Origin of the sequence: Streptomyces sp. ADI95-16 (assembly GCF_003721495.1) — a bacterium.
GTDB lineage: Bacteria > Actinomycetota > Actinomycetes > Streptomycetales > Streptomycetaceae > Streptomyces > Streptomyces goshikiensis.
Window position 1 is genome coordinate 3,753,745 of record NZ_CP033581.1, and the last position, 19,998, is coordinate 3,773,742.

Annotated in this window: 19 protein-coding genes; 6 read left to right on the forward strand and 13 right to left on the reverse strand. The window is 73.6% G+C overall.

Annotated features, from left to right (window positions below):
* Window positions 1–1,357 precede the first annotated feature (1,357 nt).
* A complete protein-coding gene (locus tag EES41_RS16390) occupies window positions 1,358–1,939 on the reverse strand; it encodes a hypothetical protein (RefSeq protein WP_123079151.1) in 582 nt (193 codons plus the stop codon).
* A 24-nt stretch (window positions 1,940–1,963) separates the two neighbouring features.
* Between EES41_RS16390 and EES41_RS16395 the strand changes: the two genes are divergently transcribed.
* Entirely contained in the window at window positions 1,964–2,623 is a 660-nt protein-coding gene (locus EES41_RS16395; RefSeq protein ID WP_123079153.1) for a pyridoxal 5'-phosphate synthase, read from the forward strand.
* A 25-nt stretch (window positions 2,624–2,648) separates the two neighbouring features.
* On the opposite strand, the gene EES41_RS16400 is transcribed toward EES41_RS16395, so the two are convergent.
* A complete protein-coding gene (locus EES41_RS16400) occupies window positions 2,649–3,080 on the reverse strand; it encodes a Zn-ribbon domain-containing OB-fold protein (protein WP_174261695.1) in 432 nt (143 codons plus the stop codon).
* A complete protein-coding gene (locus tag EES41_RS16405) occupies window positions 3,077–3,529 on the reverse strand; it encodes a DoxX family membrane protein (protein WP_037797783.1) in 453 nt (150 codons plus the stop codon). Before EES41_RS16405 ends, EES41_RS16400 begins: the two co-directional genes overlap by 4 nt.
* Before the next feature lie 166 nt (window positions 3,530–3,695).
* Between EES41_RS16405 and EES41_RS16410 the strand changes: the two genes are divergently transcribed.
* From EES41_RS16410 to EES41_RS16420, 3 genes are all read left to right on the forward strand, one after another.
* Window positions 3,696–4,967 carry an NAD(P)/FAD-dependent oxidoreductase gene (locus EES41_RS16410; protein WP_123079155.1) on the forward strand — a complete coding sequence of 424 codons (1,272 nt, stop codon included), beginning with the start codon at window positions 3,696–3,698 and terminating at the stop codon, window positions 4,965–4,967.
* Between the two features lie 252 nt (window positions 4,968–5,219).
* On the forward strand, window positions 5,220–7,454 hold the full coding sequence (locus EES41_RS16415) for an acetate--CoA ligase family protein (protein WP_123079157.1): 2,235 nt from the start codon (window positions 5,220–5,222) through the stop codon (window positions 7,452–7,454).
* 234 nt (window positions 7,455–7,688) lie between these two features.
* Complete coding sequence (locus EES41_RS16420; protein WP_123079159.1) at window positions 7,689–8,489, forward strand: enoyl-CoA hydratase/isomerase family protein; 801 nt, start codon at window positions 7,689–7,691, stop codon at window positions 8,487–8,489.
* Window positions 8,490–8,519: 30 nt separating this feature from the next.
* Here EES41_RS16420 and EES41_RS16425 read toward each other — a convergent pair whose 3' ends face one another.
* Both EES41_RS16425 and EES41_RS16430 read right to left on the reverse strand, forming a co-directional pair.
* Window positions 8,520–9,311, reverse strand: coding sequence for a VOC family protein (locus EES41_RS16425; protein ID WP_123079161.1), 792 nt, complete (start codon window positions 9,309–9,311; stop codon window positions 8,520–8,522).
* A 138-nt stretch (window positions 9,312–9,449) separates the two neighbouring features.
* Window positions 9,450–10,376 (reverse strand): hypothetical protein, encoded by a 927-nt coding sequence (locus EES41_RS16430; RefSeq protein WP_164495859.1) that lies wholly within the window; start codon window positions 10,374–10,376, stop codon window positions 9,450–9,452.
* A gap of 129 nt (window positions 10,377–10,505) precedes the next feature.
* Here EES41_RS16430 and EES41_RS16435 point away from each other — a divergent pair, with 129 nt between their 5' ends.
* Window positions 10,506–11,129: a flavin reductase family protein gene (locus EES41_RS16435; protein ID WP_123079165.1), complete on the forward strand. Its 624-nt coding sequence runs from the start codon at window positions 10,506–10,508 to the stop codon at window positions 11,127–11,129.
* Between the two features lie 62 nt (window positions 11,130–11,191).
* Here EES41_RS16435 and EES41_RS16440 read toward each other — a convergent pair whose 3' ends face one another.
* From EES41_RS16440 to EES41_RS16450, 3 genes are read right to left on the reverse strand one after another with little or no spacing between them, the layout of a single operon-like run.
* On the reverse strand, window positions 11,192–12,259 hold the full coding sequence (locus EES41_RS16440) for a Zn-dependent alcohol dehydrogenase (RefSeq protein ID WP_123079167.1): 1,068 nt from the start codon (window positions 12,257–12,259) through the stop codon (window positions 11,192–11,194).
* Entirely contained in the window at window positions 12,256–13,482 is a 1,227-nt protein-coding gene (locus tag EES41_RS16445; protein WP_123079169.1) for an acyl-CoA dehydrogenase family protein, read from the reverse strand. The genes EES41_RS16440 and EES41_RS16445 overlap by 4 nt, the downstream gene beginning before the upstream one ends.
* A 12-nt stretch (window positions 13,483–13,494) precedes the next feature.
* A complete protein-coding gene (locus EES41_RS16450) occupies window positions 13,495–14,415 on the reverse strand; it encodes an SDR family NAD(P)-dependent oxidoreductase (RefSeq protein ID WP_123082514.1) in 921 nt (306 codons plus the stop codon).
* A gap of 125 nt (window positions 14,416–14,540) precedes the next feature.
* On the opposite strand from EES41_RS16450, the gene EES41_RS16455 reads away from it, so the two are divergent.
* Window positions 14,541–15,467: a cyclase family protein gene (locus EES41_RS16455; protein ID WP_123082515.1), complete on the forward strand. Its 927-nt coding sequence runs from the start codon at window positions 14,541–14,543 to the stop codon at window positions 15,465–15,467.
* Window positions 15,468–15,486: 19 nt separating this feature from the next.
* Here EES41_RS16455 and EES41_RS16460 read toward each other — a convergent pair whose 3' ends face one another.
* From EES41_RS16460 to EES41_RS16480, 5 genes are all read right to left on the reverse strand, one after another.
* Entirely contained in the window at window positions 15,487–16,470 is a 984-nt protein-coding gene (locus EES41_RS16460) for a PDR/VanB family oxidoreductase (protein WP_123079171.1), read from the reverse strand.
* A gap of 165 nt (window positions 16,471–16,635) precedes the next feature.
* The gene (locus EES41_RS16465) at window positions 16,636–18,084 is read right to left on the reverse strand and encodes a cytosine permease (protein WP_123079173.1); all 1,449 of its coding nucleotides are present in this window, start codon (window positions 18,082–18,084) and stop codon (window positions 16,636–16,638) included.
* Window positions 18,081–18,362 (reverse strand): Rieske (2Fe-2S) protein, encoded by a 282-nt coding sequence (locus EES41_RS16470; RefSeq protein WP_123079175.1) that lies wholly within the window; start codon window positions 18,360–18,362, stop codon window positions 18,081–18,083. Before EES41_RS16470 ends, EES41_RS16465 begins: the two co-directional genes overlap by 4 nt.
* Complete coding sequence (locus EES41_RS16475; protein ID WP_123079177.1) at window positions 18,362–19,207, reverse strand: iron-containing redox enzyme family protein; 846 nt, start codon at window positions 19,205–19,207, stop codon at window positions 18,362–18,364. The genes EES41_RS16470 and EES41_RS16475 overlap by 1 nt, the downstream gene beginning before the upstream one ends.
* Entirely contained in the window at window positions 19,204–19,992 is a 789-nt protein-coding gene (locus EES41_RS16480; protein ID WP_123079179.1) for a dihydrodipicolinate synthase family protein, read from the reverse strand. The genes EES41_RS16475 and EES41_RS16480 overlap by 4 nt, the downstream gene beginning before the upstream one ends.
* Window positions 19,993–19,998: the final 6 nt, after the last annotated feature.

Genomic DNA, 19,998 nt, shown 5'->3' on the forward strand with positions numbered 1-19,998 from the left:
TGTGGCGCGTCGCCGGTGGGCCGGGGCAAGACGGGCGGGGTCCACTGGGACGGAATTGAACCGTGCTGGGGGCTTCCCGCCAGTCTCACTGTCCTTCCGTGTCGGTCCGCCCTGTCAAGGGCGCTCCTCCTCGTTCCTCGTCGTCGCGTCGCTTCGCGATGGCCTTCGGCCACCCTTGACAGCCCGGCCCGCCCCGGAACGCCAAAGACTGTCGGGAACCCCCCAAAGAAACGGTCAGGGGGAAGCGGATCACTGCCCGGAAGCAAGACGCCCGACCGGGTCCCCTGCCTAGCGGATACGCCGCCCTCCGGGCGGAACCCTTCCGAACCTGCACCCCACGGTGTCCAGATTGACCAAGGCAGCGGTCAGGCGCATCAGATCGCTACCCGCCTACCACTCGGCTCAGCGACTGCGGACCGGCCGTGGCTGGACACAAACCGCCCACGCTCGGAACACAGCGCAGACCGGCCGGCGGCCTCAGGTAGTCGGGTGGTGTGGCGTGAGGCGGCCGGATGCGTCATTTCGTGCAGGTTGAAGCCCATGGGACCTCCAAACCACCCCAATCCTGTCCGGATTGGGATGGTTTGGTGGGTGGGTGTGGGCTGTCTGGTCGCCCTGACCGCAATCCAGGCTGATCTCTTCGTCTTCTGGCTACAAGAAGCCGCAGACAAGCCGCAGCCGCGCGAGGCGAGACGCGTATGGCGAGCGTGGGCGGCTTGTCTCCAGCCACAGGCGGGCCGCAGCCGCGTGAGGTGAGGAGCATGCCGGGGCCGTGGGCGGCTTGTGTCCAGCCACAGGCGGGCCGCAGTCGCATGGGGCGAGAATGTCGGGGCCGTGGGCGGCTTGTGTTCAGCCACGGCCGGTCTGCAGCCGCTGAGCCGAGAGGTAGGCGGGTAGCGATCTGGGGCGCCTGACCGCTGCCTTGGCCGCTCTGGAATGCCGTGTGGTGCAGGTTCGGAACGGTCCGCCCGAAGGGCGGCGTTTCCGCCAAGCCAGGGCCCCGTCCAGGCGTTTCGCGATGGCTCGGTGGTCTCGCTCCCCCTGACCGTCTCTTTGGGGGGTTCCCGACAGTCTTTGGCATTCCGGGGCGGGCCGGGCTGTCAAGGGTGGCCGAAGGCCATCGCGAAGCGACGCGAACGCAGTGAGCGCCCTTGACAGGCCGGACCGAACCGGAAGGACAGTGAGACTGGCGGGAAGCCCCCAGCGCTGTCCGATTCCGGTCCGGTGGACCCCGCACAGCCCTACCCCGCCCGACGGGCACCGCCGCCGCCGTCCCCATCCCGCCCCGCGTGGACCCCGCACTTCTCCACCCCGCCCGACGGGCGCCCCCGGCCCCGGGCCGCCCGGCGGCGGCGCGCTACCAGGCCAGGCGCGCCAGTGGGCGGCCGGTCGGGGCTATCGGGATGTCGTGGGCGCGGTGGTCCAGGTCGATCAGGCGGATCGTGTCCCGGGTGAGCCATTCCGCCTGGAGGATGCCCTTGGACCAGTCCGCGTCGTCGTACCGGGCCACCGGCCAGCGGCGGGCGGCCGGGAACGGGCCCTGGTCCACGTAGACCTCCCAGCCCGGGTCCGCCAGCGGCGAGACGCGTTCCACCACCAGGCGGCGGGGCGCGCCCGCGCCGCCCGGGGCCGTGACGTCGTACTGCCGCGCGGGGAAGGGGTCGGCCGCCATCAGCCCCAGTGGGACGACCAGGGCGGCCAGGATCCCCGCGCCCGCCAGGGCGGCGACCGCCTTGTCGGCGCCGGGGCCGCGCGAGCGCAGCGCGGCGCCCGTGGCGAGGGCGGCGGCGGCGAGGGGGACGAGGAGCCACGGGCTGTTCAGCTCGGCCACGACGGCCAGGCCGCCCGGACGTTCGTACAGCCGGCCGGCGATCGCGGCCACCGCGCACATGCCGGCGAGGGCGATCAGCCCGAGCCCCGCACCTCGGCGTATCTTCATGGACCCGCACCCTAACCTGACCCCATGACCAGCGACTTCCACGCCACCTTGCACTCCCTGCGCGTCTGGGACGGGGCCCTCCCCGGCTTCGACACCGACGTCGCGCCCGCCGAGCCGCTCCCCCTGTTCCGGGAGTGGTTCGTGCACGCCGCGCGGGCCGGGCAGCAGGAGCCGCACACGATGAGCCTGGCGACCGTCGACGCCGACGGGCGGCCCGACGTACGCACGCTGATGCTGCACGACGCCGACGCCCGCGGCTGGCACTTCGCCACGCACGCCACCAGCGCCAAGGGCCGCCAGCTGGCCGGGCACCCGGACGCCGCGCTGGGGTTCTACTGGCCCACCGTGGCGCGGCAGGTGCGGATCCGGGGCCGGGTCGGCGCCTGTGGCCCGCGCGAGAGCCGGGCCGACCTCGCGGTGCGGTCGCGGGGTGCGCTCGCCGCCGCGCTGACCGGACGGCAGAGCGAGGTGCTGGGCTCCGTACGGGAGCTGGCCGAGGCCTCGGCGGCGGCGTGGGAGCGGGCCGGCGCGGAGCCGGACGCCCCGGCTCCGACCTGGACGCGGTACGTACTGGACGCCGCCGAGGTGGAGTTCTTCCAGGGCGACCCGATGCGACGGCACATCCGGCTCCGGTACCTGCGCACCGGCGACGGCTCCTGGACGCGCGACCTCCTCTGGCCGTAGCCCGTCGCGGCCCCACCGCCCCGGCTCACACCGGCCGGAACACCGCCACCGCGATCCCCGGGGCCGCCTCGCGGAAGGTGGCCTCCAGGGGCATGCCGACGCGCAGGCCGGCGTGCTCGCACTCCACGACCTCCGTCATCATCCGGGGCCCTTCCGCCAGGTCGACCACGGCCGCCACGTAGGGGACCCGGGCCCCGAACGGCGGCAGGTCGTTGCGGTGGATCACCGACCAGGTGTAGAGCGTGGCGCGGCCGCTCGCCGCCTCCCACGTCACCCGCTCCTCCCCCGCCCAGCAGAACGGGCAGAACTCCCTCGGGTAGTGGTGCGCGCGCCCGCACTCCGCGCAGCGGCGCAGCAGCAGCCGTCCCCCGGCGGCCGCGTCCCAGTAGGGGCGGGTGAACTCGTCCACGTCGGGCAGGTCGTAGCGGGCGGCGGAGCCGCCGCCGGCGGCGCTCACCGGAACAGTCCGATCGCCGCGTCGAGCGACCAGGTCTGCCAGGCCATCGCGAAGAGCGCGACGAGCGAGATGAGCGCCATCATCGCGTTCTGTCCCTGCTCGGCCCAGTCGTGGATCATCAGCACCAGGTAGAGCAGGTTCAGCAGCAGTCCGCCCACCAGCGCGACCGGGGTCAGGAACCCGAGCACCAGGCCCAGTCCGAGGGCGAGTTCCGCGTAGACGACGACGTACGCCATCAGGCGCGGCCTCGGCCGGACGACCTTCTCGAAGCCGCCCTTCACGAACGGCCAGCGGTGCTTGCCCGCGACGTCGGCCGCCCAGGCGATGCCGGTGCCGCGCTCGAACCAGCCCTTCTTGTCCTTGTGCCGCCAGCTCTCCAGCCACCACAGGCCGAGGCCTATCCGGAGCACGGCGAGCCATTCGGCCCCGCTGAGCCAGATGGTCCGCATCGGCGTCCACCCCTCCCCTGTCGCTGGATCTGACGGTACGTCAGTTCACCGGATGCCGGACGATCCCGCAAGACCTCCGGCCCTTCCCGCTCCCGTGATCGATCCGCAATCGATTCCCCGCCCGTCCGAGACCCATCAACCCAGCGTGGCGATACGCTCACACCTCATGCCCGGAGTCCCCGCAGCACCCGACATGAGCACCCAGCCCCGCCCCGTCTACGTGATCGGCGCCGGGCCCGGCGGCCTCGCCGTCGCCGCCGCGCTGCGCGCCCGTGGGGTGCGCGCGGTGGTCGTCGAGAAGTCCGACGGCGTCGGCGCCTCCTGGCGGGGGCACTACGACCGGCTCCACCTGCACACCACCCGCCGGCTCTCCGCCCTCCCCGGGCTGGCCATTCCGCGCCGGTTCGGGCGGTGGGTGTCGCGGGACGACGTGGTGCGGTACCTGGAGAAGTACGCCGAGTTCCACGAGCTGGAGCTGGTGACCGGAGTCGAGGTGACCCGGATCGAGCGCGCGCCCGCCGGAGACGACACCGGGGGCGCCGCCGGCGAGGGGCCCGGCTGGCTCCTGCACGCCAGCGGCGGCCGGGTGCTCGCCGGGCGGGCCGTGGTCGTGGCGACCGGCTTCAACCACACCCCGCGCCTGCCGGACTGGCCCGGCCGGGACACGTACACCGGCGCGCTCGCGCACGCCGCCGCCTACCGCGACCCGAAGCCGTACGAGGGCCGGGACGTGCTGGTCGTCGGCGCCGGCAACACCGGCGCCGAGATAGCCGTCGACCTGGCCGAGGGCGGGGCCGCGCGGGTCCGCCTCGCCGTGCGCACCGCCCCGCACATCGTGCGCCGCTCCACCGCCGGCTGGCCCGCCCAGCGCACCGGGATCCTGGTACGGCGGCTGCCCGTGCGCCTGGTGGACCGGCTCGGCGCGCTCACCGCGAAGGCCTCCGTCCCGGACCTGACGGCGTACGGGCTCCCGCGCCCGGAGTCCGGCCTGTACAGCAGGGTCCGCCAGGGCGCGATCCCGGTGCAGGACGTCGGCCTGATCGCCGCCGTCCGGGCGGGCACGGTGGAGCCGGTGGCCGCCGTCGAGGCCTTCGACGGCGCCGAGGTGGTGCTCGCGGACGGCTCGCGCATCACCCCGGACGCGGTGGTCGCCGCCACCGGCTACCGGCGGGGCCTGGAGGGGCTGATCGGCCACCTCGACGTACTCGACGAGCGCGGGCGGCCGCTCGCGCACGGCCGGCGCACCCCGGCGCAGGCCCCCGGCCTGTACTTCACCGGCTTCACCAACCCCATCAGCGGGATGTTCCGGGAGATGGCGCTGGACGCCGAGAAGATCGCCAAGGCGGTCGCCCGCCGGCTCGGCGTCCGGGCCGCGGCCCGGCGTGCGGCCGCGCACCTGCCGGACACCGGCCTGCGTCCGGTGGACCCCCCGGCCTGACCGCTCCGGCCGGGGGCGACTCCACGGCCCGCCTCCCCCGACCCGACCACCCGCGGCGCGCCACGCCGCGATGCGCGAGAGCGGCCGAATCGCACCCTGGACCGCTCCCCGGGGGATCTGCGACCGTTCCACACATCACCTCCACCAGCTTTCCCGCGCAGGCCTGTTCCTGACGGCGCGTCAGTTCAGTAATCTGACTACGCGTCAGTTAAGGAGTTCACGGAGATCTTCGAGCAGGGAGCGGGCGGAACGATGCTTGGATCTACTCACGGCACCCTCACCACCGACTTCCGCGCACGCGTCGAGGCCTGCGGGGAGACCCCCCGCACGGCGGTCCACTCCACCGCGGCGCCGTCCGCCGAGGACACCGCCGCGCTCGACGTCAGCGGACGGCCCCTGCGCTCCGACGTGCCCGACCTGGACCGGTTCTTCCGGCCCGAGTCCGTGGCCGTCATCGGCGCCTCCGACACCGAAGGCAGGCCCAACACCGGCATCACCCGGCAGCTCATCGCCTGGGCGCAGCGCGTCGGCGCCCGGGTCCACCCCGTCCACCCCACCCGTACCAGCGTCTTCGGGCTGCCGTGCCGCGCCTCGGTGGCCGAGCTGCCCGAGCAGGTGGACCTCGCGGTGCTGCTCGTCGCCGATCCGCTGCCCGTCGTCGAGGAACTGGCCGAGGCCAAGGTGAAGTTCGCCGTGGCCTTCGCCTCCGGTTTCGCCGAGACCGGCGACGCGGGCGCCGCCGCGCAGGCGCGGCTCGCCGCCGCCGTGCGGCGCTCCGGCCTGCGCCTGCTCGGCCCGAACACCAACCTCAACGCCTTCGAGCGGTTCCGCGACGACCTCGACGGCCCGGCCATCGCGCTGATCACCCAGTCCGGCCACCAGGGCCGCCCCGTCTTCACCCTCCAGGAGCTCGGCATCCGCCTCTCCCACTGGGCGCCGACGGGCAACGAGGCCGACCTGGAGACCTCCGACTTCATCTCGTACTTCGCGGAGCGGCCCGAGGTCGGGGCCATCGCCTGTTACGTCGAGGGCCTGAGGGACGGCCGCCAGTTCCTCCTCGCCGCCGACCGGGCCGCCCGCAACGGGGTCCCCGTCGTCGCCGTGAAGGTCGGCCGCACCGAGACCGGCGCCCGGACGGCCGCCTCCCACACCGGGAAGCTGACCGGCGCGGACACCGTCGTGGACGCCGCCATGCGGCAGTTCGGGGTGATCCGCGTCGACGGCCTCGACGAGCTCCAGGACACCGCCGCGCTGCTGGCCCGGGCCCGTAAACCCCTGGCCGACGGGGTGGTCGTCTACTCCATATCCGGCGGCACCGGCGCGCACTTCTCGGACCTGGCGAGCGAGGCGGGCCTGAGCCTGCCGACCCTCTCGCGGGCCAAGCAGGACGAGCTGCACCAGTGGATCCCGGAGTACCTGAACGTCGCCAACCCCGTCGACAACGGCGGTCACCCGGTGGGCGACTGGCGCGGCCGCAAGATCATCGACGCGATCCTCGCGGACCCGTCCGTAGGCGTGCTGATCTGCCCGATCACCGGCCCGTTCCCGCCCATGAGCGACAGGCTCGCGCAGGACCTGGTGGACGCGGCGGAACAGAGCGACAAGCTGGTCTGCGTGATCTGGGGATCCCCCGTCGGCACCGAGGAGGCCTACCGCACCACCCTCCTCGGCTCCTCCCGGGTGGCCACCTTCCGTACGTTCGGCAACTGCATCACCGCCGTACGGGCCTACCTCGGCCACCACCGGTTCACGGCGGGCTACCGCTCCCCCTTCGAGGACGCGCCGCGCACGCCCTCGCCCTCGTACCGCAAGGCGCAGGCCCTGATGCGGCCGGGCCAGCAGCTCAGCGAGCACGCGGCGAAGCAGCTGCTGCGCGCGTACGGGATACGGGTGCCCCGCGAGCAGCTCGTCACCAGCGCGGCGGCCGCCGTGCGCGCGGCGGGGCTGGTCGGGTACCCGGTGGTGATGAAGGCGTCGGGCCCGCAGCTCGGGCACAAGACGGAACTCGGGCTGGTGAAGATCGGCCTGACCTCGGCGAGCCAGATCCGGGACGCCTACCGGGAGCTGACCGACATCGCCCGCTACGAGAACGTCCCGCTGGACGGGATCCTGGTCTGCCAGATGGTGGAGCGGGGCGTCGAGATGGTCGTCGGCGTCACCCGGGACGACCTGTTCGGCCCGACCGTGACGGTGGGCCTCGGCGGGGTCCTGGTGGAGGTCCTGCACGACGCGGCGGTACGGGTGCCGCCGTTCGGCGAGGACCAGGCGCGGGCGATGCTGACCGAGCTGCGCGGCCACGCGCTGCTGGAAGGCGTACGGGGCGCTCCCCCGGCCGATGTCGACGCCCTGGTGGAGGTCGTCCTGCGGGTCCAGCGGATGGCCCTGGAGCTGGGCGACTCCCTCTCGGAGCTGGACATCAACCCGCTGATGGTCCTGCCGCGCGGCCAGGGGGCGGTGGCGCTGGACGCCCTCGCCGTCTGCCGCTGACGCCCTCGCCGCTGCCGCTGATGTCCGATGCCCTTGGTGCCACTGGCAGCCCTGGCACCGCCGGCGCCGCTGGCACCGCCGGCGGCCCTGGCACCGCGTGCCCGTCGGGGCGCCGGTGCGCGGAGCCGCGTCCGGGGCTCGCCCCTTCCTTGCACCGGGGCGGGCCCGGGGCCCCGTACGTGCGCCGCGCGGGCGCCCCGCCCCGCCCCACCCTTCCGAACGGGAGTTCACCGTATGACCGGCATCTCCGAGGACGACGTACTGCACCGCTTCGAGGGCGGGGTCTCGTGGATCACGCTCAACCGGCCCGAGGCGATGAACGCCGTCACCTGGGAGCAGCGCGAGCGCGTCATCGCGCTGCTCGGGGCGGCCTCGGCCGATCCGGGCGTGCGGGCGGTGGTGGTCACAGCTACCGGGAAGGGGTTCTGCGCGGGCGCCGATCTGCGCGGGGCGCCGGCCACCGGGGAGCGGGTGGCGGGTGACGTGGCGCGGATGATCCGGCTGGGGGCGCAGCGGCTGATCACGGCGGTGCTGGACTGCGAGAAGCCCGTCATCGCCGCCGTCAACGGCACGGCCGCCGGGATCGGCGCCCATCTGGCGCTCGCCTGCGACCTGGTCATCGCCGCGGAACCGGCCCGGTTCATCGAGGTGTTCGTCCGCCGCGGGCTGGTGCCGGACGGCGGGGGCGCGTACCTGCTCCCGCGCCTCGTGGGCCCGCAGAAGGCGAAGGAGCTGATGTTCTTCGGCGACGCGGTCCCGGCGGCCGAGGCCGAGCGGCTGGGGCTCGTCAACCGGGTGGTCCCGGCCGAGGCCCTGGAGGAGAGCGCCCGCGAGTGGGCGGAGCGCCTCGCGCAGGGGCCGACCCGCGCCCTGGCGATGACGAAGCAGCTGGTCAACGCCTCCCTCGACGGCGACCGGGCGACCGCGCTGGCCGCGGAGGCGACCGCCCAGGAGCTCAACATGAGCACCGCCGACGCGAACGAGGGCGTGGCGAGCTTCGTGGAGCGCCGTACGCCCAAGTACCTCGGCCGCTGAGCCGCCGTCCGTCCCGCGGCCCCGCCCGGGCTACATCCGCGGGTCGGGCTTCAGCAGCGCGAACACCGCGCCGTAGGGGTCGGCGAGCCAGGAGATCCGGCCGACGTCCGGGACGTCGGCCGCCGGCATCAGCACGGATCCGCCCTTCGCCGTGGCCGTCGTGACGGTGGCGTCGACGTCCTCGGCGTGGAAGTACGGCACCCAGCGGGGCCGCTCGACCCCGCCGCCCGCGCCGTCGCCCATCGGGGCGACCCCGCCGAAGGAGGCCGTCTGCTGGTCGCCGTCCTTGGTGCTCAGCACCCGGTACGTCATTCCGGGCGCCTGCATGTCCTGGCTGCGCCAGCCGAAGAGGCCCTCGTAGAAGGTGATGGCCGCGAGCGGGTCGGGGACGTGCAGCTCCGCCCAGATCAGGGTGCCCGGGGCGGAGGTGAGGCCCAGGCCGGCGGTCTTCCCGGGCTGCCAGAGCGCGAACTCGGCGCCCTGCGGGTCGGTGGCCTGGGCCAGCCAGCCCTCGCCCATGACGTCCATGGGCTCCATCCGGACGGTGCCGCCGCCGGCGGTGACGGCCGAGGCGGTGGCCCGGATGTCATCGGCCTTGAAGTGGATCATCCAGGCGGAGCCGGCCCCCTGCTCGGTGAGCGGTCCGAGGGCGGCGACGGTCTTCCCGTCGACCTGGAAGAAGCCGTACCCGCCGGCCTCGGGCCCGGCGGAGACGAACTGCCAGCCGAAGACGGCGCCGTAGAACGCGGCGGCCGCGTCGGTGTCGGGGCTGCCGAGGTCGAGCCAGTTGGGCGATCCGGTACTGAAGTCGGTGCCGAGCATGGGTCCTCCTGGAGGGCGGGTGGGTCGGGCCGGGGGCCGGCCCCGGTCGGCCACGATGCCGACCCCGCCGGGGGCCGTCCGCGTACGAGCACCGGCGGGACGCCGGTTCCACCCGTACGGGCGCAACCCGCTGCCGGCCTACGGGCGGTGCAGCGTGATGACCCGCCGGCTGTCCGACGCGTCGACGACGGTGAACAGCTCGGGCCGGCCGGCCGTGCCGCCGATGCGCCAGTCGAGCATGCGGCCGCAGCCCTCGATCGTGAGCGTGACGCGGTCCCGCGCCCCGCCGGAGGGGCCCGGGCCGCCGGCCGCGCCCTTCGGTTCGAACGCCCAGGTCCCGGTCCCCGAGCACGCGCCCCACAGCGTGGTGGCCCGGTCCTCCATCGGCAGGTTGCCGGCCTCCGCCCCGCCGTTCCCGTCCAGCCGCAGCCGGTGGGCGCCGCCGCTCCCGACCCAGGTCCCGGCGTACTGGTCCCGCTCCAGCCGGGGCGGTTCGTACCCGAGCCAGCCCGTGCGGGCCTGGAGGAACGCGCCGACGAGGGCGGCGAGCAGGGTGATCCCGGTGAGCGCGCCGATCCGGGCCAGCATCCCGCCCCACCACAGGGACCGGCGGCGCGCGTGCCAGGCCGCCACGAGCGGCAGCGCCCCGGTCCCCGCGATCCAGGCCGCCGCCCGGCCGAAGGGGACGTCCCACAGCGCGGTGACCCACCACGCGTGGGCCGCGGTGACCGCGGCCGCGCAGAGCGCCACCCGGGCCGTCTCCCGCCTGCGGCCGCCCGTGAGCCGCGCCAGCGCCGTCGCGGGCAGGCTGAACAGCGCCCAGTGCAGACATCCGGCCAGGAGCAGCAGGGGCAGACCCCCCACGAGGGCCTTCAGGACTTCGGCGCCGGCCGCGAAGCCGGTCCCGTGGTCGTCGCGCATGCCGGAGGTGGCGAGGAACACCGCCGCCGCGACGATGACCTGCGCCATGAAGGCCAGCTCGGCGCCGGTCGCCAGCCGCGCCCATCTCCCGCCGCGCACGGCCGCTTCCGGCGTGGGTTTCCCGTACACCTCTGGCGTCACCATGGCCCCCGCCCCACCAATTGAACACGTTCAATCGATGGGGACCATACACCTTTTCGGGCCACCCGTCCGCACCCCTTCCCATCTGACGGACCGTCAGCTTCAATCGGCCGTGTGATGGGACACGCAGGGATGGCGGCCACCGTCGTCCGATACCTCAGGTCAGCCGGCTCCCCCACCTCCGCCGCCACGTCCGCGGCGCGGGAACCCAGCCGGATCGACGCACTGCCGCGGCCCGACCTGCGGGCGGTCGGGGAGGACGAGCGCGCGCCCGTCAGCCCCGCCGAATTCCGGGCCGTCCTCGGGAACTTCGCCAGCGGGGTCACCGTCATCACCGCCCCGGGCACGGAGGAGGAGGACGGCCCGGCGGGATTCGCCTGCCAGTCCTTCGCCTCGCTGTCCCTGGACCCGCCCCTGGTCACGTTCATGGTGGCCCGTACGTCGACCACCTGGCCCCGGATCGCCCGCGCCGGGGTGTTCTGCGTGAACATCCTCGGCGCCGAACAGGGCGGCCTGTGCCGCTCGTTCGCCGTCAGCGGCGCCGACAAGTTCGCCGGCGTAGCCCACACCCCGGCCCCGGCGACCGGATCCCCGCAGCTGGACGCGGTACCGGCCTGGATCGACTGCCGCATCCACGCCGTACACACCGGCGGCGACCACCTGATCGTCGTGGGCCGCGTGGAAGCCATGGGCGCGGCCGGCGAAGGCGCCCCCCTCCTCTTCCACAAGGGCCGCTTCGGCCGCCTGGCGGACTGACCCCGCCGGAGCGCCGCCCCGTTCGGGCGGGCTCCGGAAGGGGGGTGGACAGGGGGCCGGGGTCAGAAGGTGAGGACGGCGCGGGCCACGCGGCCGTGGGAGGCGTCGGCGGCGGCCTTCGCGAAGTCCTCGATCGGGTAGACCTCCGTCACCAGCTCGTCCAGGAGCAGCTTGCCCTGCCGGTACAGCTCCGCGTACAGGGCGATGTCGCGCTGCGGACGGGAGGAGCCGTACCGGCAGCCCATGATGGTCTTGTCCAGGTACATGGAGGAGACCAGGAACGAGGCCTCCTCCCGGAAGCCGGGCACCCCGAGCAGGATCGCCTGGCCGCCGCGGTCCAGGAGGTCGACGGCCTGGCGGATCAGCTTCACGTTGCCCACGCACTCGAAGGCGTGGTCGGCGCCCGTCGGGAGGATCTCGCGGACCGCCGCCGAGGAGTCGGCGACCGCGGACGCGTCGATGAAGTGCGTCGCCCCGAACTGCCGGGCCACCGCCTCCTTCGCCGGGTTCGCGTCCACCGCCACGATCGTCGTCGCCCCCGCGATCCGGGCGCCCTGGAGGACGTTCAGCCCGATGCCGCCCGTGCCGATGACGACCACCGAGTCCCCATGATCGACCTTCGCCCGGTTCAGTACGGCGCCGACCCCCGTCAGGACCCCGCACCCGATCAGCGCCGCCGACGTCAGCGGGATGTCCGCCGGGATCTTCACCGCCTGCACGGCCTTGACGATCGTCCGCTCCGCGAACGCCGAGTTGGAGGCGAACTGGAACAGCGCCGCGCCGCCCCGCGAGAACGGCCGGCCCGGCATCCCGATCGCCTTGCGGCACATCGTCGGACGGCCCCGGTCGCAGTCCGCGCACGCCCCGCAGTTGGCGAGGGTGGACAGGGACACGTGGTCCCCCGCCGCCACGTGCGTCACCCCGGATCCGACCGCCTCCACCACCCCCGCGCCCTCGTGCCCCAGCACCACCGGCGGCGGGAACGGGATCGTCCCGTCGATCACCGACAGGTCGCTGTGGCACAGCCCGGCCGCCGCGATCGCGACGAGCACCTCCCCCGGCCCCGGATCGCGGACCTCCAGATCGTCGACCACCCGGGCCTGCTTGCCGTCGAACACGACGCCTCTCACCTGGACTCCTTAGGCAGGCCGAGCACGCGCTCGGCGATGATGTTCCGCTGGATCTCGTCCGAGCCGCCGTAGATCGTGTCGGCGCGGGTGAACAGGAACAGCCGCTGCTCCGCGTCGAGCCCGCGCTCGTAGGGCAGTTCCGGCGACCAGTTCGCCACCCCGGCCGAGGCAGCCGCGCCGCGCACCGCCACCGCCAGTTCGCCGAGCCGCCGGTGCCAGCCGCCCCACAGCAGCTTCGCCACGCTCGGCGCGCCCGGATCCCCCGAGCCGCCCAGCGTCCGCAGCGCGTTCCACCGCATCGTGCGCAGCTCGGCCCACTGCCGTACGAGGAGGTCCCGCAGGACGGGGTCCGCCGAGGCCGCGCCCGAGGCCGCGCACGAGGCCGTGTACGCGGCGAGGACCCGTTCCAGTTCCGCCGCGAAGCCGATCTGCTGGACCAGCGTGGACACGCCCCGCTCCAGGGCGAGCAGCCCCATGGCGACCGCCCAGCCGTTGCCCTCGCCGCCGACGGTCTCCGCCGCGACCGCCCCGTCGAAGAAGACCTCGTTGAACTCCGCGGTCCCCGACAGCTGCCGGATCGGCCGGACCTCGACCCGGCCGGGCTGGTCCATCCGTACCAGCAGGAACGACAGCCCGCGGTGGCGCCGGGAGCCGGGCCGGGTGCGCGCGAGGACGAAGCACCAGTCCGCCTCCCGGGCGAGCGAGGTCCAGATCTTCTGCCCGGTGACCCGGAAGCGCCCGTCCGAGGCCGGGCCGGTGTCCCGTACCGCCGCCGTACGGATGCCCGCGAGGTCGGAGCCGGCGCCGGGCTCGGAGTACCCCTGGCACCACAGCTCCTCGCCCCGCGCGATCCCGGGCAGGTAGCGGTCCCGCTGCTCCCGGCTCCCGTGGGCGATCAGCGTCGGCGCGAGGAGGTTCTCGCCGATGTGGCCGACCCGGCCGGGGGCGCGCAGCGCAGCGTACTCCTCGGCCCACACCACCTGCCCGGTCAGGGAGAGCCGCTGCTGCCCGTACGCCCCGGCGGGGACCTCCCAGCCCTGCCCGATCCAGCCGCCGCGGCCGAGCTCGCGCTCCCAGGCCCGCCGCTCGTCGACCCCCTCGTGCTCGCTGCCCGGCCCGCCGAGGCCGGCCGCCCGCGCGTACGGGCCGACGAGGTGCTCCGTCAGCCACGCGCGGGCGCGCCCGCGCAGCTCCTCGTCCCCGGCCCCGAAGCTGAAGTCCACCGGATCCCCTTCTTACGCGTTGGGGCGGTCCTTGGCGGCCGCCGCCCTGGCCATGGCCTCCAGCTGGACCAGCATCGGCATCGGGTCGGTGCCCACCGTCCCGGGCAGGAAGTCGGCGATCTTCTCCGGGGTCCAGGCGCCCTCCGCGTACCCGGCGCGCAGTTCGCGCGGCTGCGCCCAGACGGCGATCTTCGGGCCGGCGATCGTGTAGACCTGCCCGGTGATCCGCTCGCCGCCGACGGCGACGGCCTTGTCGCTGAGCAGGTAGGTGACCAGCGCGGCGACGTCCTCGGGTTCGCCGATCTCCTTGAGCTCCATGGGCACGTTGGCCGACATCCGGGTGCGGGCGACGGGCGCGACGGCGTTGGCGGTGACCCCGTACTTGTGCATGCCGAGGGCGGCGGAGCGGACGAGGGAGATGATCCCGCCCTTGGCGGCGCTGTAGTTGGCCTGGGCCACCGAGCCCTGGTGGTTGCCGCTGGTGAAGCCGATGAGGGTGCCCGAGCCCTGGCGGCGCATGACGGCGGAGGCGGCGCGGAAGACGGTGAAGGTGCCCTTGAGGTGGGTGGCGACCACGGGGTCCCACTCCTCCTCGGACATGTTGAACAGCATCCGTTCGCGCAGGATGCCGGCGACGCAGACGACGCCGTCGATGCGGCCGTACCGGGCGAGGGCGGTGTCGACGATGCGCTGCCCGCCCTCCATGGTGGAGATGTCGTCGGCGACGGCGACGGCCTCGCCGCCGGCCGCGACGATCTCCTTCACCACGGCCTCGGCGACCTCGCTGGTGGGTTCGCCGCCCTCGATGCCGACGCCGTAGTCGTTGACGACGACCCTGGCGCCCTGCGCGGCGGCGGCGAGCGCCACGGCCCGGCCGATGCCCCGGCCCGCCCCGGTGACCGCGACGACCTTGCCGGCCAAGAAGTTCCCCACGTTGCCCACGTACGGCCCCTTCCCACGTTTTCTGACGGACCGTTAGATTCTATGGGCAGTCAGATACCGCTGCACAAGCCCTCGTTGGGCTTCGTGTGTCGAACGGCAAGGAGCTGGTGATCCAGATGGGCATGCCCGCCGAATTCCACGACATCGCCAAGCGCGTCAACAACTGGGGCCGCTGGGGCGCCGCCGACGAGATGGGCACCCTGAACCTGATCACCGACGAGGTCGTCCGCGCGGCCGCCGCCGAGATCCGCACCGGCCGCCGGATCCCGCTCGCGCTCCCGCTCAAGGAGGACGGCGTCCAGGTGGGCATGATCCCCGGCCGGGTCAACCCGCTGCACACGATGGTGCAGATCAACCAGGAGCTCTTCGGCCCGGGCACGGTGGCGTGCAGCGACGACGCCGTGACGATGGGCCTCCAGTGCGCGACCCACTGGGACGCCCTGACCCACGTCTCGCACTCGGGGAAGATCTACAACGGCCGCCCGGCCGGGACGATCACGGCGCACGCGCGGGCCGAGTTCAGCGGCATCGAGAAGGCCGGCCCGATCGTCTCGCGCGGGGTCCTGCTCGACGTGGCCCGCTCGAAGGGCCTGGACCGGCTGCCCGGGGGCCACGCGGTGACCCCGGGGGACCTGGCGGAGGCGGAGGAGTTCGGCGGGGTCACGGTCCGCGCCGGGGACATCGTGCTCGTCCGCACCGGCCAGATCCAGCTCTACCTGGCGGGCGACAAGCACGGCTACGGGTTCCCCTCACCCGGGCTGTCGGTCCGTACGCCGCAGTGGTTCCACGCGCGGGACGTGGCGGCCGTCGCCAACGACACGCTGACCTTCGAGATCTTCCCGCCGGAGATCGAGAACCTGTGGCTGCCGGTGCACGCGCTCGACCTGGTCGAGATGGGCATGCACCAGGGCCAGAACTGGAATCTCGAAAAGTTGTCCACAGCCTGTGCGGAAGCGGGCCGCTACGCGTTCCTGCTGTCCGCGATGCCGGAACCCTTCGTCGGCGCCGTCGGCACTCCGGTCTCGCCGGTCGCCGTCCTGTGAGGGCGCCGACGGGCCGGACCTAGAGGTCGAGGACCAGGCGGCCGCCTCGTGAGCGGCCGACGCAGATCATCATCGTGTTCCCGGCCGCCTTCTCCGCCTCGGACAGGACCGAGTCCCGGTGGTCCGGCGCGCCGGCGAGGACCTTCGTCTCGCAGGTGCCGCAGATGCCCTGCTCGCAGGAGGAGGGGACGGAGGGCACGGCTTCCCGTACGACGTCGAGCAGGGTCCGCCCCGGCGGCACGTGCAGGACCGCGCCGCTGCGGCGCAGTTCCACCTCGAACCCGCCCTCGTCCGGGCCGGAAGCGGAACCGAGGGCGGCGTCCGGGGCCGCCGTGAAGCGTTCCACGTGCGGGGCGCGCGCCGGGAACAGGGCCGCGCAGCGGCTCTCGACCGCCGCGATGAGCCCGGCCGGGCCGCAGCAGTAGACGGCCGCGGTGTCCGGCAGGCCGCGCAGCACGGAGTCGATGTCCAGGCGGCCGTGGGTGTCCTCGGGGGCGAGGACGAGGTTCCCGCCGCCGAGGGCGGCCAGTTCGTCCCGGTAGGCCATGGACGTCAGCGTCCTGCCGCCGTAGAGCAGGGACCACGCGGAGCGGCCGGCCGCCGCCTCGCGGACCATCGGCAGCAGCGGGGTGATCCCGATGCCGCCCGCGATGAAGGCGTACCGCTCGGCCGGGACCAGGGGGAACCGGTTGACCGGGCCGCGCACCTCCAGGAGGCAGCCGGCGAGGACGCTCGTGTGGATCTCCTCCGATCCGCCCCTGCCGCCCGGATCGCGCAGGACGCCCAGCCGGTACGTCCTCAGGTCGCCCGGATCGCCGGACAGGGAGTAGTGGCGTATCCGGCCGGAGGGGAGGCGCACTTCGAGGTGGGCCCCGGGCTCCCACGCGGGCAGCCGCGCCCCCCAGGGGTCGGTGAGGAGCAGCCCCAGGACACCGTCCGCCTCGCGGACGGTGTCCTGGACCCGGAGCCGCAGCGCGGGAGGCGGGGAAAGGACGTCGGCCATCGGAAACCTTCCTGTCGGCGCGGCTCGTTGGATTCGGTTCGATGCGGGTCCGGTTCGGTGCGGGTCCGGTTCGATGCGGGTCCGGTTCGATGCGGGTCCGGTTCGATGCGGGTCCGGTTCGCACCGGGTCCGGTTCGCACCGGGTCCGGTCGGGTGCGGTCCGGCTCAGCCCGGCTCCACGCAGGTGGCGGGCTCCGGCCACCGCCGGCACAGCGCCGTGTACACGGCGGCCGCCACCGCGAAGGAGACGGGCAGACTGAGGTCGACCCCGCTGGTCAGCTCGGCCAACGGGCCGACGTACAAAGGGTTGTTGACCCACAGGACACCCACGAGGGAGCCGGTCGCGAACCCGGCCAGCGCCCGGAGGTTGACCCCGTTCCCGTACCAGTAGAGCCCGCCGCCACCGGTGGTGAAGGTCCCCAGGTCCAGGGGCCGGTAGCTGCCCCGGTGCAGGCGGTAGCCGGCCATGAGCACGGCAGCCCACGGAGCGATCACGGTCAGCAGCAGCGTCACGAACGCGCCCATGGACTCCATGGCGTCGTAGACGACCGCGCCCAGGTACAGCACGACCAGTGCCAGCGCCGCGACCGCCGCCGTGACCACGGAGCGCGAGGCGCGCCAGAACACCGAGTTGGCGGACAGGCCGGCCGCGTAGAGGCACAGGGCTCCCTGCGGGATCGTCCCGGCGAAGCCGAAGACCACCACGATGACCGCGAACCAGCCCGGGACCGCGTCGGTGAGCCCTTGCAGCCAGGGGACGTCGGGGCCGGCGAGCAGGGTGCTCACGTAGGCGCCCGTGCCCAGCGCGACGACACTGCTGGCGGCCATGGCCGCGCCCGAGTGCCGCACCAGCTTCCCCGGCGGGGTGCCGGAGGGCATGTAACGGGTGTAGTCCCCCTGGAACGTGGCGTACGAGAGGGGAACGGTCGCCGAAGCGGTCGCCGCCAGCAGCCACGTGTGGAGCGGGCCGGACAGTACGTAGTCCCCGCCCGCGTATCCGGCGCTGAACCGCGGCGAGAGCACCAGGACCGTGCCGACGAGCACGATCCCGCCGATCACCGCCGTGATCCGGTACGTACGGACCATGAGGGCGTGCCCGCGCACGGCGACGAACGTCACCACCAGCGCGGTGGCCGCCATGGCCGCGGTCAGGGCGCCGGGCCCCGTCGGCGTGGAGGCCAGCCGGTTGCCCGCGACCATCACGGCCGTGCCGCCGGTCCACACCGCGATCGCGAAGAACCCGAGCGCGGTGACGATCGTGAGGACGTTGCCGATGACACGGCCGCGCACCCCGAAGTGCGCCCCGGACGCGATCGGGTCGTTGGTCCCCGTCCGGACCCCGAGGCGGGCCAGCGGCGCGAGCAGGGCGGTGCCGACCGCGACCCCGGCCACGATGGCGCTGATGGCGCCCCACCAGCCGAGACCGAAGACGACGGGCAGGGCGCCCAGCACCACGGTGCCGAACGAGAACTGCGCCGACGGCCAGATCCACCAGAACTCGGACGGCCGGGAGGTCCGCTCGGCCTCGGGGATCGGCTCGATGCCGTCCACCTCGGGCCGCGGCGGGCGGGGCGGCGCCGTGGCCGGCGCCACCCCCTCGTGGAGCGTGCTCATGCGCCGGTCCGTCCCGTCTCCGCCGCGTCCTGGGCGGGCAGCGTGTCCACGATCCGCAGCGGGTCGCAGGCCGGCCCCGCCGTACGCTCCCCGGTGCCCAGGTCGAAGGTCGAGTAGTGCAGGGGGCAGGTGATCCTCATCCGGCCCCCGTCGAGGTGGGCGAACTTCAGCTTGCCCTGCCGGTGCGGGCAGCGGGCCGACACCAGGACCTTGCGGCCCGCCAGCTCGACGAGCACCAGGTCCTCGCCGACCTCCCTGATCGTGCCCTCGGTGGCCATCAGAGGGAGGCCTTGCGCGCGCGGGTGATCGCCGCCTCGGTGGCGGTCCCGACGATGTCGCTGGCCAGCCGTACACCGGCCCAGATCTTCGCCAGGTCCGGTTCCTCCAGCGCCCGGATCGCGGTACGCATGTGATTGCTGTGGTACGAGTCGATGTACAGGTGCTCGGTGTAGTACGCGTCCTGCTGGATCCCGAGACGCTTGGCGGCCCGGGCGAAGCTCTGGAACCCGTACAGCACGCTGGACTCGAAGTACCCGTACGCGCCCAGGAAGTACTGCGGGGAGGGAGCGCGGCTGGCCAGCCAGTGGAACATGTTGACGTAGGCGTAGCACTCCGGGCCCGTGGAGTCGAGGTAGCTGTCCGGGTCGGTGCTCATGCCCAGTTCGAGCAGCAGGTCGCGGTAGAGCTGGGAGTGCGACTTGTCGTCGTTGCCGCAGCCCAGCTCGTCGATCAGGACCCGGAAGACGGCCATCCCGGACCGGTAGGGCAGCCGGGGCACGACCGGCAGCAGCGACTCCGACTCGGTGAGCCCGTCGAGCGCGAACTCGCCCACCACCACCTTGAACTGACCGAGGGTGGCCTCGTTCGCCAGGAACCGCTGGTTGTCGGAGATGTCGGCCTCCTCGGCGGCGAGGAAGTCCTTCAGCCCGGCCAGCAGCTCGCCGGCGGAGGCGAAGTCCGGCGCGTCCGCCTCGTAGGCGCGGGCGGCCGGCAGGATCCACTGCTCCTCGATGGCGAGCATGGCCGCGTAGCCGTCGAGGTCGGGGACCCGCCCGTAGAGCCCGTGCAGCTCGCGCTGCGTCCGGTCCCGCTGGAGCCGCGCGGCGACGGTGGCCGGGTTCATCGCAGGTCCTTGTGGACCGCGGGCGAGGAGATGATGCCCCGGGTGTGGAGCTCCTTCTTGACCCACCGGTACCAGTCGTCCTTGAACACGCCGTACTTCTCGCAGACGGCGTCGACCTCGGCCTGACGCTCGGGGGTGGGGTCGACCAGGATCGCGTTGCACAGGCCCGGTTCGAGGTTGGCCAGCGGGCCGATGAACCCGTTGATCCCGCTGGCGGCGGAGATCAGGTTCTCCCAGCCCTCGAAGACGGGGATGCCGGTGGCGGCCTCGGCCATCTTGCGGGTGAAGGCCGCGTCGCCGCTGGACTCCTTGATGCCGACGATCCCCGGTATCTCGCACAGGGTGAGCAGGGTGTCGTACTCGATCTTGTTGCCCGACAGGGCCTCCTCGTTGTAGAGGAAGATCGGAGCGCCGGTGGCGGCCCGGATGGCCCGGTAGTACTCGACGATGTCGTCCTGGGTGACGCCGGCGCCGAACGGGGTGGTGACGACCACCGCGTCCACTCCGATGTCCATCGCGCGGCGGGCCCGCTCGATGATCTGCGCGGTCTCGGGCAGCTGGATCCCGGCGAGCACCGGAAGGTCGCCGGAGTGGCGGACGGTGTAGGTGACGATGTCCGTCCACTGTCTCTCGTCCAGCTTCCAGCCCTCTCCGGAGGTGAGGGCCGGCATCAGGCCCGAGACCTCGGAGCGGACGTGGTCGATGAGGCGGGCCGTGCTCCGCTCGTCGACGGTCTCGTCTTCGTTCAGCGGCGTCATCAGGGGAACGATCGTGCCGGAGTACATGGCCGG

Coding starts and splice junctions, on each gene's coding strand:
- EES41_RS16390 (WP_123079151.1), bottom strand. CDS start 1,939: ATGAAGATACGCCGAGGTGCGGGGCTCGGGCTGATCGCCCTCGCCGGC.
- EES41_RS16395 (WP_123079153.1), top strand. CDS start 1,964: ATGACCAGCGACTTCCACGCCACCTTGCACTCCCTGCGCGTCTGGGAC.
- EES41_RS16405 (WP_037797783.1), bottom strand. CDS start 3,529: ATGCGGACCATCTGGCTCAGCGGGGCCGAATGGCTCGCCGTGCTCCGG.
- EES41_RS16410 (WP_123079155.1), top strand. CDS start 3,696: ATGCCCGGAGTCCCCGCAGCACCCGACATGAGCACCCAGCCCCGCCCC.
- EES41_RS16415 (WP_123079157.1), top strand. CDS start 5,220: ATGCTTGGATCTACTCACGGCACCCTCACCACCGACTTCCGCGCACGC.
- EES41_RS16420 (WP_123079159.1), top strand. CDS start 7,689: ATGACCGGCATCTCCGAGGACGACGTACTGCACCGCTTCGAGGGCGGG.
- EES41_RS16425 (WP_123079161.1), bottom strand. CDS start 9,311: ATGCTCGGCACCGACTTCAGTACCGGATCGCCCAACTGGCTCGACCTC.
- EES41_RS16430 (WP_164495859.1), bottom strand. CDS start 10,376: ATGGTGACGCCAGAGGTGTACGGGAAACCCACGCCGGAAGCGGCCGTG.
- EES41_RS16435 (WP_123079165.1), top strand. CDS start 10,506: ATGGCGGCCACCGTCGTCCGATACCTCAGGTCAGCCGGCTCCCCCACC.
- EES41_RS16455 (WP_123082515.1), top strand. CDS start 14,541: ATGGGCATGCCCGCCGAATTCCACGACATCGCCAAGCGCGTCAACAAC.
- EES41_RS16460 (WP_123079171.1), bottom strand. CDS start 16,470: ATGGCCGACGTCCTTTCCCCGCCTCCCGCGCTGCGGCTCCGGGTCCAG.
- EES41_RS16465 (WP_123079173.1), bottom strand. CDS start 18,084: ATGAGCACGCTCCACGAGGGGGTGGCGCCGGCCACGGCGCCGCCCCGC.
- EES41_RS16470 (WP_123079175.1), bottom strand. CDS start 18,362: ATGGCCACCGAGGGCACGATCAGGGAGGTCGGCGAGGACCTGGTGCTC.
- EES41_RS16475 (WP_123079177.1), bottom strand. CDS start 19,207: ATGAACCCGGCCACCGTCGCCGCGCGGCTCCAGCGGGACCGGACGCAG.
- EES41_RS16480 (WP_123079179.1), bottom strand. CDS start 19,992: ATGTACTCCGGCACGATCGTTCCCCTGATGACGCCGCTGAACGAAGAC.